This window comes from Acinetobacter sp. Tol 5 (genome assembly GCF_019702905.1).
Classification (GTDB): domain Bacteria; phylum Pseudomonadota; class Gammaproteobacteria; order Pseudomonadales; family Moraxellaceae; genus Acinetobacter; species Acinetobacter bereziniae.
This window is the reverse complement of record NZ_AP024708.1, coordinates 3,804,034-3,818,231: the sequence shown is the minus strand read 5'-3', so window position 1 is coordinate 3,818,231 and position 14,198 is coordinate 3,804,034. Positions and strand designations below refer to the sequence as shown.

The window sequence follows — 14,198 nt, the reverse complement described above, 5'->3', positions numbered from 1 at the left end:
TTCAGTGATGGCATATCGGTTTACACGCTCTCCTTGCCCATCTATAGAATCATTCTCTATTCAACAGAACCCAAGCGAATACAAATGGCTTGGGTAGTTTTTCAGTTCACAGAATTAAATACTATTGTGATTTGATAGACGTTGTTTGATTACAAAAATATGATTTTTTTTGAAATTTTTAACTTTTCTATTTTAATTAAAAGTATTACTGCTATAGTGTTTTATGTGAACATTTGTAAATGTACAGCGACGTCTTTGATGCTATTTTTTTATTTTTCGAATTAAGTTTTTATCTATTTAAAAGAAATTAATATTAGAAATGGGTGAGTTTAATCAATAACGTGTGAACTGAAAGTGAAAATGAGGTAAACATGAAACTAGAATTCTTAGACTCTCATCAAACTGAGCAACTCAGTGCATGTCGATTGTCGCTCATTTTAGGGGCTTATACACCAGACAATAAAATTGAACGCTATCTGAAAATTGTCCGTGCTATTTTGAATGTCGAAAATGCCTTTTTTAGCTTTCACAATGAACCTTATGCATGGGTTGCCAATAGTGAATGTGACTTTGTTGCCGCTTATCTTTCTCCAAAGCCTAATCTTTTACCAGATTTTCAAAATACGTTAATTGTTGAGGGTACACACCCAAGTTATCCAGAATGTTCAGATTATATCACGGAGATCGGTCTTAGCCATACACGACTTATCGCTTATGACTTTAGACTTCAAGACAGCGAGTCCATCGCGCATGTCTATTTTTATGATCATCAGTCCGAGAATTTCTCGGCTAAACAAAAACTATTATTAGAAGAGTTGAGTGATGACCTTGTGACGATATTGCAGCGCAAGTTGGAGTCTCAAGACTATTATGAGCTTTATGAACAAGAACGTGCTCTAAATTTCAGTAAAACAAAGTTTTTTCAGGTGATTGCCCATGATTTACGTGCACCATTTCATGGATTGATTGGTTTTTCAGATGTTTTAGCCAATGAACGAGAAACCTTGGATGAAGAGAATATTCATAGTATTGCACAATATTTGCATGATACTTTGCAGTCCACATATGCTTTACTTGAAAATTTACTCAATTGGGCGATGTCAGAAGGAGGTCGTTTTGTCTATCACCCGATTAATTTTAAGCTCAAACAGACCACCAAAATTGTTTATGATGTACTGCAACCCTTAGCAGTCAATAAAAATATTCAATTGATTGAAAATGTTGCTGATGATCTAACGGTTTTTGCAGATATGAATATGGTAACCTCCATTATTCAAAACTTAGTGTCCAATGCTTTAAAATTTACTCAAACTGATGGTTTAGGCAAAGTGACGATTTCCGCTCAACCTGTGGGAAATCGTATTGAAATCATTATTCATGATACTGGTTTGGGTATGACTCAGGCACAGATTGAACAGGTTTTTGAACCGCAACTTAAAGCCAGTATAAAAGGTACGATTGGTGAACAAGGTACAGGCTTAGGATTGGTATTGTGCAAGAGATTTGTTGACTTAAATCATGGGCAAATATCAGTTAGCTCTCAAAAAGGTGAGGGGACAACCTTTGTCGTTGCCCTTCCTGCGGCAAAAAATGCCCATCAGTCTTTGCTGGATACAGACCTAAAATCAGATAAAGTAAAAATTTTCTAATCTTCAACGTATGTGATGAAATTTTAAAGTGATTGATGTGTGTTTTTTGATGTTTTTTTAATCTGTGCTTTTTTATACAACGATAAAAGATTCCCTAACAGTCAAGCAAACTGCTATAAATAATCATATAAAACATCAGTACAGGCTTTTCTAATGAATGCTGAGCAATTGCAAAAAACCTTACATGCCAGTCAGTATGCAGAACAAGTATTAAGTCTACATCAAAGTGTATTAGAACATGATTATGCAATTGATCAATTTCAAGTGCCGCTCAGTACCCCGCAAATTCAACAACTTGTTGATGATAATTTAGCAGCTATTCAAGATGAAATTACATGGATGCGCGTGTTAAGGATACTTCGTGCACGTTTGATGTTCCGTTGGATTTGGCAGGATGCCAATCAACTCACCGATGTAGTGACATTGACCCGTGAACTTTCGGATTTTGCAGATATTTGTATCGTTGCAGCCAAAGATTTTGCGCGGGTTCCACTCATTGCCAAACATGGTGAGCCAGTCGGGTATAACGGTAAAATTCAAGATCTGATCGTGATTGGTATGGGGAAGCTTGGCGCACAAGAGCTTAATTTATCAAGTGATATCGACCTGATTTTTGCTTTTGATGAACAAGGTGAAACCAATGGACGCAAATGTATTGATGTACAGCAGTTCTGTATTTTGTGGGGACAGAAGCTGATTTATTTGCTGGATCATATTACTGCGGATGGTTTTGTTTTTCGTGTAGATATGCGTTTACGTCCTTGGGGGGATGGTTCAGCCCTCGCGATTAGTCATGTGGCATTAGAAAAATATCTCAGTCAGCATGGACGCGAATGGGAACGCTATGCATGGATTAAGGCACGTATTATTACGGGGGGACATGAGGGTGATAGTCTATTGGATATGACGCGCCCATTTGTATTTCGTAAATATGTTGATTACACCGCATTTGAAGCCATGCGTGAAATGAAAGCCATGATTGAGCGCGAAGTGGCACGTCGCAATATTGCCGATGACATCAAGTTGGGTGCAGGTGGGATTCGTGAAGTTGAATTTATTGTCCAAGTTTTTCAATTGATTTATGGTGGCGCTAAATTAGAGCTGCAAGATCGACAATGTCTCGTCAGTCTTCAGCATTTAGGTGAGGTTGGATTACTCGATTCACAATCTGTTGTTGACCTTGAAGATGCCTATTTATTTTTACGTCGCGTTGAACATGCGATTCAAGCACTGAATGATCAACAAACTCAATCTTTGCCGACTGAGCCTGAGTTACGTCAACGGCTGATTGATACATTGGGCTTTACTGATTGGGATAATTTTATTGATTTTTTAAATCAAAAACGAGAAAAAGTGACTTTCCAATTTGAGCATCTGATTAAAGAAAAAGGGCTTGAGTCACCTATTGAAAGCTATAGTCAGCTTGAGAGCCAGCTCAATGAAATTTTAGATGATGATGCTAAAAACTTAATTCATGAGTTTTGGTATGGTCATGCCATCAAAAAATTACCTGCAAAAGCCGTTCAACGTCTAAAAGAGTTTTGGCCACATTTGGTTGAAGCAATTTTACAGTCGAATAGCCCGCAAGTTGCGTTGATGCGTTTAATGCCATTGGTCGAGTCTGTCATGCGCCGTACGGTGTATTTGGTCATGCTGATCGAAAGTAAAGGTGCATTGCAGCGGTTGGTTAAAATGGCGACAGTAAGCCCATGGATTTGTGAGGAATTAACGCATTATCCAGTGCTTTTGGATGAGTTCCTTTCGATGGATTTTGAGCTTCCATCAAGACATTATTTAGAGGATTCTTTACGTCAACAGTTGCTACGTATTGAAATTGATCAAGTCGAAGATCAAATGCGAGTACTGCGCCTGTTTAAAAAGTCCAATGTACTGACAGTGGCTGCAAGTGATGTATTGGCTGAAAGTCCGTTGATGAAAGTGTCTGATGCTTTAACGGATATTGCGGAAGTTTCAGTTATTGCAACATTGAACCTAGCTTATCAAACAGTGGCGAAACGTCATGGATATCCAATAGATACAGAAGGTCAGCGTTGTTCTTTGGATCATATGGCATATTGTGTAATTGGCTATGGTAAGGTTGGGGGAATTGAACTCGGTTATGGTTCTGACTTGGATTTGGTGTTTATTCATTATATGGATGAACAAGCAGATACAGATGGTCAAAAAGCCATTAGTGGCTTTGAATTTGCGATGCGTGTTGCTCAGAAGTTTATGTCATTGATGACAACGCAGACCTTAGATGGTCGTGTTTATGAAGTGGATACGCGTTTGCGTCCTTCAGGTGAAGCAGGACTTTTGGTAACCAGCTTAAAGGCATTTGAACAGTATCAACTGAAAAGTGCATGGTTATGGGAGCATCAAGCCATTGTTCGAGCACGTTCGATTGCTGGTGAGCCAACATTGAGAGCCAAGTTTGAGGAATTGCGCTGTAAGATTCTTACCTTACCAAGACAAGAGGAAACAGTTCGTCAAGAGGTCCTCAATATGCGCCAAAAAATGAAAGATCATCTGGGCTCATCAAAAGATCAGAAAAAAGATGGAATTTTTCACTTAAAACAGGATGCAGGTGGTATCGTTGACATCGAATTTATGGCACAGTATGTCGTATTAGCCTGGAGTGGGACGAATCCTGATCTCGCCCATTATTCCGACAACGTACGAATCCTTGAAGATGCCGCAAAGGCAGGTTGCTTATCCAGCGACGATGTATCCGCATTGATTCAAGCTTATCTCAGTGAACGCGCCGAGAGCCACCGTTTAGCACTTGCAAATCATAATATGCAAGTAAGTGCTGCGGATTGGCACGATACCCGAGAGGTCGTTTGCAAGTTATGGCAAAGATTAATTGATCCAACAGCGACTTTCGCTTTGGAAAGTGAATAATTGTGTAAAAATTTGGAGTGTGCGCCATGAATTTGGCTGATCGTGATGGTTTTATTTGGCAAGATGGACAAATGGTTGAATGGCGTGAGGCTAAAATTCACGTCTTAACACATACTTTACATTATAGTATGGGTGTGTTTGAGGGTGTCCGTGCTTATGAAACACCAAATGGTACCGCGATTTTCCGTCTCCAAGATCACACAAAACGTTTGTTAAATTCTGCAAAAATTTATCAAATGAAAGTTCCATTTGATCAAGCAACGCTTGAGCAAGCTCAGATTGATGTGGTTCGTGAAAATAAATTGGCATCATGCTATTTACGCCCAATTATTTTCATTGGTTCGGAAAAATTAGGTATCGCTGCAACAGATAATACTATTCATGCAACAGTAGCTGCGTGGAGCTGGGGTGCATATCTTGGTGATGAGGCAATGGCGAAGGGTATTCGTGTTAAAACCTCATCATTTACCCACCATCATCCAAACGTGACGATGTGTAAAGCAAAAGCATCAGGTAACTATACTTTGTCAATTCTTGCTCACCAAGAAGTTGCACATTCTGGTTATGACGAAGCGATGTTGATGGATCCACAAGGTTATGTATGTCAGGGTTCTGGTGAAAACGTATTCTTGGTGAAAGATGGTGTTTTACATACACCAGATATTGCAGGCGGTGCGTTGGATGGTATTACCCGTCAAACGATTATTACCATTGCTAAAGATCTTGGTATTGATGTCGTTGAACGCCGTATTACCCGTGATGAATTCTATATTGGTGATGAAGCATTCTTTACCGGGACTGCTGCTGAAGTGACGCCAATCCGTGAATATGACGACCGTCAAATTGGTTCAGGTGCACGTGGTCCGATTACTGAGAAGATTCAAAAAGCATTCTTTGATGCTGTTCAAGGTAAAGATCCAAAATATGCACATTGGCTGACTTATGTAAAATAAGCCATTCAATGTTAAAAAGGATTCCATTTGGAATCCTTTTTTTATTTTTAAATCAATGTATTAAGATCGGTCTAAAATAAATAGTATGAGATTAGACTTTATAAAATTCTCGGTACCAATCAACAAACTGTTTTACACCTTCATCTACAGAAACTGATGGTTTATAACCCACCATATTTTCCAAGGCACTACTATCAGCAAAGGTATCTGGAACATCACCTGGCTGTAAGGGTAATAATTCTAAAATAGCGTCTTGACCGACAGCCTTTTCAATCGCATGAATATATTCGATCAATTTGACTGGATTATTATTGCCGATATTAAAAATACGGAATGGTGCATAGCTGGTCGATGGATCTGGATTTTTGCTGTCCCAATTTGGATTAGGCTGTGCAATTTGATCGCTTGAACGAATAATACCTTCGACAATATCTGAGATAAAAGTAAAGTCGCGGGTGTGATTGCCATGATTGAAGACAGGAATAGAGCGACCTTCAATAATATTTTTAGTGAATTTAAATAGCGCCATGTCTGGACGTCCCCAAGGACCGTATACTGTGAAGAAGCGCAGTCCTGTCGTGGGTAAATTAAATAAATGGCTATAACTGTGCGCCATGAGTTCATTGGCACGTTTGGTTGCCGCATAGAACTGAACAGGGTGATTGACACCATGTTTTTCACTAAATGGCATGGTGGTATTGGCACCATAAACACTACTGGTGCTGGCATAAGTCAGATGTGGCGTTTTGGCATAGCGACATGCTTCAAGAATATTGGTGAAGCCAATAAGATTACTCTCTACATAACTAGACGGGTTTTCTAGAGAGTAGCGTACACCTGCCTGAGCTGCTAAATGAATCACTCGATCAAATGAATGATCTTGGAAGCATTGGTCAACAATAGTTTTATCTGCAAGGTTGGCACGAATAAAAATGAAAGAACCTTGAACGTGTTCTGCTGTATTTTTTAAAACGTCTAATCTGGCTTCTTTCAATGCAGGATCATAGTAATCATTGACATTGTCAAACCCAACAACATCATCACCACGTTCTAATAGTTTTTTTGCAACATTGAAACCAATAAATCCTGCTGCCCCTGTAACGAGAACTTTCATTCATCTGCTCCGAAAATATCTCGTGTATAAACTTTGTCGAGTACATCACTGAGATCGCTTGAAATACGATTGGCAATAATTACATCACTTTGCTGTTTAAATTGCGCTAAATCATTGACCACTTTTGATTTAAAGAAATCATCATCTTGTAAAGTTGGTTCATAGACAATCACTTCAATTCCTTTTGCCTTGATACGTTTCATCACGCCTTGAATTGCTGAAGCTCTAAAGTTGTCTGAACCACTTTTCATGACTAAACGATAAATTCCGACCGTATTCGGGTTGCGTGCAATAATCGAGTCAGCAATAAAGTCTTTACGTGTGCTATTTGAATCAACAATGGCTTGAATCAAGTTACTCGGCACATGATGGTAGTTGGCTAATAGTTGCTTGGTATCCTTAGGGAGACAATATCCGCCATAACCAAAAGATGGGTTGTTATAATGATTCCCGATGCGTTGGTCCAGACAAACACCTTCAATAATTTGTTGAGTATCTAAACCAAAAATTTGTGCATAAGTATCAAGTTCATTGAAGTAAGCAACACGCATCGCCAAGTAAGTGTTGGCGAATAGTTTGATGGCTTCTGCCTCAGTAGAGTCAGTAAATAAAACTGGACTATCTTTTTTAATTGCGCCTTCGATCAGCAAATCAGCAAACTGTTGCGCACGCTCAGACTTTTCACCCACAATAATACGGGATGGGTATAAATTGTCATGTAGGGCTTTGCCTTCACGTAAAAATTCAGGTGAGAAAATAACATTCTCAGTATTAAATTTTTCTTTTAAATTTTTGGTAAAGCCAACCGGGACAGTGGATTTGATCACCATTACAGCATGCGGATTAACTGTTAAGACTTGCTGAACCACACTTTCAACACTTTGCGTATTAAAATAATTGGTTTTGGTGTCGTAATCTGTTGGGGTTGCGATGATCACAAAATCAGCATCTTGATAAGCTGTTTCATAATCTGTGGTCGCTGTGAAATTCAGTGTTTTTTCTTTTAAAAATAATGAAATATCAGCATCTTGGATAGGCGATATTTTATTGTTGAGCATGTTAACTTTAGATTCTAAAATATCAACAGCAACAACTTCATGATGTTGTGCAAATATCATTGAATTGGATAAGCCAACGTAACCTGTTCCAGCGACTGCTATTTTCATAAAAACCTAATATAGAAAATGTGCTTGCAAAAGTTGTGTTCGGCATTTTAACGAATTGTTTAAAGCATCCCATCCTCAAAAAACTGGAATAATGAAATAAACATCATACGTATAAATGGCTTGAGCATCATAGCATATTCTGATGAAACAAATTGTTCAGCATATGCAATCGAATACAGTAACTTGGCTATGGTAATGGTATGATATAGAGATTGCTCAGGTGGAAGATTGATGCATGCAGGTTAATGAATCAAATTTACAGTCAAATAATTTAGTTGAATCAGAACAAAATATTGTTTTGTGTATGAAATGGGGAACCAAGTATGGTGCAGACTATGTCAATCGACTGTATAACATGGTCAAAAGACATACCACCATTGGTTTTAAAATGGTCTGTTTGACTGACCGTACAGAAGGTATCAACCCAGACATTCAATGTTTTCCAATTCCACCATTAGCATTGCCTGAAGGAAGCCCAGAACGTGGCTGGAACAAATTATCGACTTTTGAACCTGACTTATATGGTTTAAAAGGGAATTTACTGTTCTTAGATCTTGATGTGGTGATTGTTGATAATATTGATGATTTCTTTACTTATCCGGGTGAGTTCTTAATTATTCATGATTGGAAACGCCCTTGGCGAGTCACAGGAAATAGTTCTGTGTACCGTTTTAAATTGGGTTCTTTTCCAGACATTTTGCCTTACTTTCGAGAAAACTTTAAAGAAATTAGTCATAAGTTTAGAAATGAGCAAGAATATTTGTCGTGGTATGTCGATCAGCAGAAAAAGCTCAGCTATTGGCCAAAAGATTGGTGTAAGAGTTATAAATATCATTGTTTACAAAAGCTACCATTGGCCTATTTTAAGCCACCAGTAAAACCACAAGATGCCAAAATCATTATTTTTCATGGTGAAATTAATCCACCTGATGCAGTCACGGGTGGCGGTGGTAAATGGTATCGTTATGTATTGCCTTCAGACTGGATTAAAGACGCTTGGCAATAATGTCATTCATATTATTTGATAAAATTTGAGAACAAGATAGATGCAAAACCTTGATATCGTGATTGCTTGGGTCGATGGCAATGATGTTGAGTTAAAACGTAAACGTCATTTGTACCTGACAGGCAATGATGCCAGTGATGCTGTCAGTGAAACCCGTTTTGCCAGTAATGATGAAATCTATTACAACATTGCATCTATATTGAAATATGTTCCTTTTTGCCGTCATATTTTGATTGTTACGGATGGTCAGCAACCTGAGTTTTTAAATGAATTTGTCGCACAAGGTCTTTGCGATACAAATAAAATCCGAGTGGTTGATCATCGAGAAATTTTTGCAGGCTTTGAACAATTTCTACCGACTTTTAATACCCGCTCTATAGAAAGTATGTTGTGGAATATTCAAGGCTTGTCAGACTATTTTATCTATTTAAATGATGATTTCTTTTTTAATGCATCGGCTCAGGTTGAAGATTTTCTTGAACAAGACAAAATCGTGACCTATGGGCATTGGAAAAGTTGTTTTAGTTACAAGACTAAACTGAAATATCGTCAATTTTTAAATCGAAATTTTAACAAACCCATTCAACCTGGACATGTCATTGCGCAGATGTTGGGTGCTGATATCTTAGGGTTTAAAGAATTTTTTGAAATCCATCATTATCCGCATTGTGTAGATCGTAAAATTTTAAGCGAATATTTATTGAATCACCCAACCTTATTAGAAACACAAATTAAATATAAATTTCGTAGTGTTGAGCAATTGAATCCAATTTCGTTGATGAATCATTTAAAAATTCAAAAAGGTGAGGCATTGTTAAAGCCAGATTTAGCTTTAGCCTATTTAAAAAATGCTGAAAGTTTAAATGTGTTTATACAAGCTCTAAATCAAGATCAGATTAAATATGGCTGTATTCAAAGTTTGGATCAGTTGACTCCACAAGATGCAGTCCAAGTCAAAAATGCAATGATTGCTAAGTTTAGTGATTATCTACCTCAGTCTGTCATCTCAAACGACGTTTTGTCATTGGAAGTTTTTCATGAAAGTTGAAACATATCTTATTAATCTTGATGGCAGTGATGAGCGACTTCAACGAGCAACGGAACAGTTACAAGCAGTTGATTGGTCGTTTCAACGATTTTCTGCCTATGATGGTCGAGGGCAGGATTTAGCTTCATTTGAAAATTATGATGATGTTGCAACACAACAAACTTTAGGGCGTCGACTGCTGAATTCTGAATTAGGTTGTTATCTCAGCCATTATGGTTGTGCCGAAAAGTTTTTACAAACTGATGCAGATTATTTGGTGGTTTTAGAAGATGATATGAAAATCACCACTGACTTTAAAACGTCTGTAGAGCAAATTTTGTCATATTTAGATCAGCATCAGGATCTAGATTGGTATCTGATAAATTTGGCTGCCAAGAAGAAAAAGTTTGCAAAAGATATCGTAAAAATAGATGATTTTTCACTATGGCATGCTTATTATTTCCCGATTCGCGGATTAGGTTTAATATGGTCAAGAAAAGGTGCTGAAGCATTCGTCGCTTCTGGTAAAACGATGACCATGCCAGTAGATATTTTTTTCCAAACATGGCTGAGTAAAAATGGCAAAGGCTTAGGTGTTTGGCCAGCCTTGGTGAAGCCAGCTGGTTTAGATAGTGATATTTTGGGTACTGTGGCAACACAGGGGATTTCTCGGAAAGAGAAGGAAAATCGTGACAGCTCTTATGGCTTAAAAAAACAAAAGCGGATGTGGCGTGATCGTATGTATGCTTTTAAACATCTTTATTTTTGAATGAATTAATATTTTAAGTTCTGGGGGTATTTAATATTTTGAATACTGTTTAGGGCGCTTGTTATTGTCATTGTTGTTGTGTGCTTATAAAAGTATTAGGTCTTTATATGAAAATTTTTAAAAAACTATTCTATTTGGCTAAATTTTATATGATGTACTATTACAAAATTAGACATACCAATAAAAAGATTGATAATTTTGCGGGACAACTGGTTTTTAATCCTGTTAATACGCCCATCGAATTACCAAAGAAAATTTGGATATATTGGGAAGGTGATTTCACCGAATTTGTAGAAAAGTGTATTCAAAATATTCGCAAAAAAAATCCAAATTATGAGGTGTATCTTCTTAATCCTGAGAATGTTAACCAGTATAGTCAAATTGACTTTTCACTTTTGCGGGATGCTACACCTCAACAAAAGGCTGACTTGTTGAGATTTGATTTACTTTATCAACATGGTGGCATTTGGTTAGATGCAAGTATCATTGTTTATGAAAGTCTGGACTGGATTTTTGAACTGATGCAAAAAAATCAAACAGAATGTTTTGCTTATTATCGTAAAAAAAATACCACAAATATTGACTATCCTGTATTGGAAAATTGGTTGTTGGCGAGTGTTAAAAATAATGTTTTCTTTAAACATTGGTATGATGAACTTTATTTAGCCATTCAAAAAACACCGAAAGTTTATGTGCAAGAGATTAAAAATACTGAAAAAAATCCAGCTGATATTTTCCAAAGGATTGGCAATTTAGAATATTTAGTTGCTTATGTTGCCTGCCAAAAAGTATTTAGAAAATCTTTTCCAAGTATCAGCTTAATTAATTGTGATGAAAATGCCTTTTTTTATCAGTTCACCAATCGATGGATCAAAGAGAAGATTTTGATTGATTTCGCAATTAATTATCCCCCAGTTGAATCACCTAAGTTAATAAAGTTGGCTGGAAAAGAAAGAAAAACAATAAGTTACTACTTTGCTAAAAGGATGTATTTTAAGGGTTCTTTTATTGATATTTCTTAGAAAGCTATTAAGTAAAGGTGATTGATCTTCAGAAAAATAGTAAAATGTTTGTATTGTTTATAGATGCACTCCTATGAAGAAAATCGTTATTAGCCTATCGACAGCAGTTGAACGTAGAAAACACATATCGAGTGAATTTGCTCAAAAAAATGTAGACTTTGATTTTTTTGATGCTTTAACTCCAGAACCAGCTACGATTTTTTCACAAGAATTGGGACTTAGAATTGATGAGCGTATTCTAACCAAAGGTGAACTCGCTTGCTTTATGAGCCATGTTTTTCTGTGGAAAAGAATGATTGATGAGAATATTCCGTATATGGCGATATTCGAGGATGATATTTATTTGGGGGATAATGTCGTTGACTTCTTAACGGATTCATCTTGGATTAATGATCAATGGCATTTGATTAAGTTGGAGGAGTTTACGCATAGAATTGCATTGGGTAAGCAAGTTAAGAATTTTAAAGGACAGATTCAAAGAAGTATTTTTGAATTAAAAAGTAAGAACTTAGGTACGGCTGGTTATATTTTATCTTTGCATGGTGCTAAAAGTTTATTAAGCTACATTCAAAAGTTAGATAAGCTAATCGCTTTAGATCATTTAATGTTTGAACATTTGATTTATGAAAATATTTTTTCAGTGTACCAAATGAAACCTGCTTTATGTATTCAGGATGTGACACTATATTCGTGCAAAGATAGTGTGAAGTTCGCAAGTCATTTGTACAAAGAGCGCTTAACAAGAAGAAAATATAATAAAAAGAAAGGTATGAATAAAATTATTTTAGAGCTTTATCGCATATTACATCAGCTAAAAAGCATCATTTTCTTTGGAACAGTCGGTTTTAAATAGTCAGAGTAATTTATGAAAAGTTTTGTGATCAGTTTGACGTCAGCAGAAGATCGAAGAGCCCATATCCAAGAGCAATTTGGCAACAAAGATATTCCCTTTTCTTTTTTTGATGCAATTGAGCCGATGCAATTAGATCATCAAGCACAGAAAATTGGTTTAGCGATACAGCAAAATAATCTGAGTCAAAATGAGTTGGCATGTTTATATAGCCATATTTCTCTATGGAAAAAAGCTGTAGATGAAAAAATGCAAGCAATCGCTATTTTTGAGGATGATATATATCTAAGTGCAGGCGCAGAACTATTTTTAAAAGATTCAAATTGGTTAACTGTTGACATTGTTAAAGTTGAAAAATCTTATAATCATGTAATTTTAGATTTAGAGAAAATACGCGTTTTTAAAAACCAAGATTTTGTACTGAGGAAATTAAAAAAAGCTCATCTTGGTGCTGCGGGTTATATACTTTCTTATAAAGGTGCTGTTGAACTTTTAGATTATATGCACAAGCAAGCGATTTTTGATCATGTAGATCAACTTATCTTTCGCAAGTATGTTTCAGATGGGGCTTTGGCTATATATCAAGTCAATCCGACTTTGTGTATTCAAGATTATTTATTAAATCCAAATAATCAAAAATTTAAGACGAGCTTGCAATGGCGTGATCAAGTTGTAATTAAACCAACTGGATTGCAAAAAATTTTTAGAGAAATAAGTCGCATATTTATTCAACTTATGGCTATTCCATTTAAAACAAAACTTATATTTACAAAAAGCTCAAAAGAATAGTTTATTTAAAATCAATCAAATAAATTTAATAGCAGTTCTAAAAGTGCTCAATTGTTATATAATCACTTTTGAATATATAGAGATCGTTTTTTTGTGAATTTTGTTATTAGTTTAGATTGTGCGCTTGAAAGGAGAGCACATATCGATTCAGAGTTTAAAAAACATTCAGTATCATTCAGTTTTTTTGATGCTATTACACCTTCTACGATTGTAGAAAGTGCCAAAAGCCTAGGTGTTAAAATAACAAACGCTGGTGTTTTAACACAGGGTGAGATTGCCTGTCTTTTAAGTCATGTCTCCTTATGGGAAAAGATTGTTGAAGAAAATATAGAATATATGGCGATCTTTGAAGACGATATACATTTTGGGGAAAATGTCCAAAGTTTTATCCATGATTTTTTATGGATTCCTAAGAATGTGCATCTCATAAAATTAGAGGCTTTTGATAGAAAGGTCGATCTTTCTTTTTTTCCAAAAGCTAGAGTGAATGATAGAGCATTGTATCAACTTAAAGCTAAGCATTTAGGTGGGGCAGGTTATATTCTATCTAATCAAGCTGCAAAATACTTTCTAGCATCTATACGTAATATGGATGAATTAGTTCCTGTAGATCACATATTGTTTGGTTGTAATGTAAAGTATGTAAAATATAAGACTTATCAAATGGTACCTGCTATTTGTGTCCAAGATTTTTATTTGCATAAAAAATATGATAATTTTCCTAGCCATTTGGAAGATGATCGTGCAATTCGACATGAAGCAGATCGAATAGAGCAATGTAGACAAAAAGCTGCGATGACTATAGGAAGTAAAATTCGAAGAGAAGTTTTCAGATTGCTTTATCAAGTTTGTAAATTGTCAGCATATCGATCAGTAAAATTTAAATAAATCTACTTTCTTTTTTTGGAATATTGATATAAAACAAAGCTTATTTAAACCAGAAATATAA

The 14,198-nt window shown here is 36.1% G+C and carries 12 protein-coding genes; 10 read left to right on the top strand and 2 right to left on the bottom strand.

The window, feature by feature from the left end; translation table 11 throughout:
* The first annotated feature begins 371 nt into the window (after positions 1–371).
* From TOL5_RS17690 to TOL5_RS17680, 3 genes are all read left to right on the top strand, one after another.
* Positions 372–1,649 carry a sensor histidine kinase gene (locus TOL5_RS17690; protein ID WP_221260552.1) on the top strand — a complete coding sequence of 426 codons (1,278 nt, stop codon included), beginning with the start codon at positions 372–374 and terminating at the stop codon, positions 1,647–1,649.
* A gap of 153 nt (positions 1,650–1,802) precedes the next feature.
* Complete coding sequence (glnE, locus tag TOL5_RS17685; protein WP_151781275.1) at positions 1,803–4,553, top strand: bifunctional [glutamate--ammonia ligase]-adenylyl-L-tyrosine phosphorylase/[glutamate--ammonia-ligase] adenylyltransferase; 2,751 nt, start codon at positions 1,803–1,805, stop codon at positions 4,551–4,553.
* A 26-nt stretch (positions 4,554–4,579) separates the two neighbouring features.
* Entirely contained in the window at positions 4,580–5,506 is a 927-nt protein-coding gene (locus tag TOL5_RS17680) for a branched-chain amino acid transaminase (protein WP_004827770.1), read from the top strand.
* Positions 5,507–5,597: 91 nt separating this feature from the next.
* On the opposite strand, the gene TOL5_RS17675 is transcribed toward TOL5_RS17680, so the two are convergent.
* Together TOL5_RS17675 and TOL5_RS17670 are read right to left on the bottom strand one after the other, a co-directional pair.
* The gene (locus TOL5_RS17675) at positions 5,598–6,620 is read right to left on the bottom strand and encodes an NAD-dependent epimerase (protein WP_042089524.1); all 1,023 of its coding nucleotides are present in this window, start codon (positions 6,618–6,620) and stop codon (positions 5,598–5,600) included.
* Positions 6,617–7,786, bottom strand: coding sequence for a nucleotide sugar dehydrogenase (locus TOL5_RS17670; protein ID WP_151781274.1), 1,170 nt, complete (start codon positions 7,784–7,786; stop codon positions 6,617–6,619). Before TOL5_RS17670 ends, TOL5_RS17675 begins: the two co-directional genes overlap by 4 nt.
* Positions 7,787–8,021: 235 nt before the next feature.
* On the opposite strand from TOL5_RS17670, the gene TOL5_RS17665 reads away from it, so the two are divergent.
* The 7 genes from TOL5_RS17665 to TOL5_RS17635 all read left to right on the top strand — a co-directional run bounded on the left by TOL5_RS17665 (position 8,022) and on the right by TOL5_RS17635 (position 14,137).
* Positions 8,022–8,792, top strand: coding sequence for a glycosyltransferase (locus TOL5_RS17665; protein WP_121775414.1), 771 nt, complete (start codon positions 8,022–8,024; stop codon positions 8,790–8,792).
* 40 nt (positions 8,793–8,832) lie between these two features.
* Positions 8,833–9,840, top strand: a complete 1,008-nt coding sequence (locus TOL5_RS17660) for a capsular polysaccharide biosynthesis protein (protein ID WP_121775415.1) — start codon at positions 8,833–8,835, stop codon at positions 9,838–9,840.
* The gene (locus TOL5_RS17655) at positions 9,830–10,588 is read left to right on the top strand and encodes a glycosyltransferase family 25 protein (protein ID WP_042089520.1); all 759 of its coding nucleotides are present in this window, start codon (positions 9,830–9,832) and stop codon (positions 10,586–10,588) included. Before TOL5_RS17660 ends, TOL5_RS17655 begins: the two co-directional genes overlap by 11 nt.
* A gap of 107 nt (positions 10,589–10,695) precedes the next feature.
* A complete protein-coding gene (locus TOL5_RS17650; protein WP_121775416.1) occupies positions 10,696–11,610 on the top strand; it encodes a glycosyltransferase family 32 protein in 915 nt (304 codons plus the stop codon).
* A 73-nt stretch (positions 11,611–11,683) separates the two neighbouring features.
* The gene (locus tag TOL5_RS17645) at positions 11,684–12,463 is read left to right on the top strand and encodes a glycosyltransferase family 25 protein (RefSeq protein WP_042089517.1); all 780 of its coding nucleotides are present in this window, start codon (positions 11,684–11,686) and stop codon (positions 12,461–12,463) included.
* A 12-nt stretch (positions 12,464–12,475) separates the two neighbouring features.
* Positions 12,476–13,249, top strand: a complete 774-nt coding sequence (locus tag TOL5_RS17640) for a glycosyltransferase family 25 protein (protein WP_151781273.1) — start codon at positions 12,476–12,478, stop codon at positions 13,247–13,249.
* A gap of 93 nt (positions 13,250–13,342) precedes the next feature.
* Positions 13,343–14,137 (top strand): glycosyltransferase family 25 protein, encoded by a 795-nt coding sequence (locus tag TOL5_RS17635; protein WP_042089514.1) that lies wholly within the window; start codon positions 13,343–13,345, stop codon positions 14,135–14,137.
* Positions 14,138–14,198 lie beyond the last annotated feature (61 nt).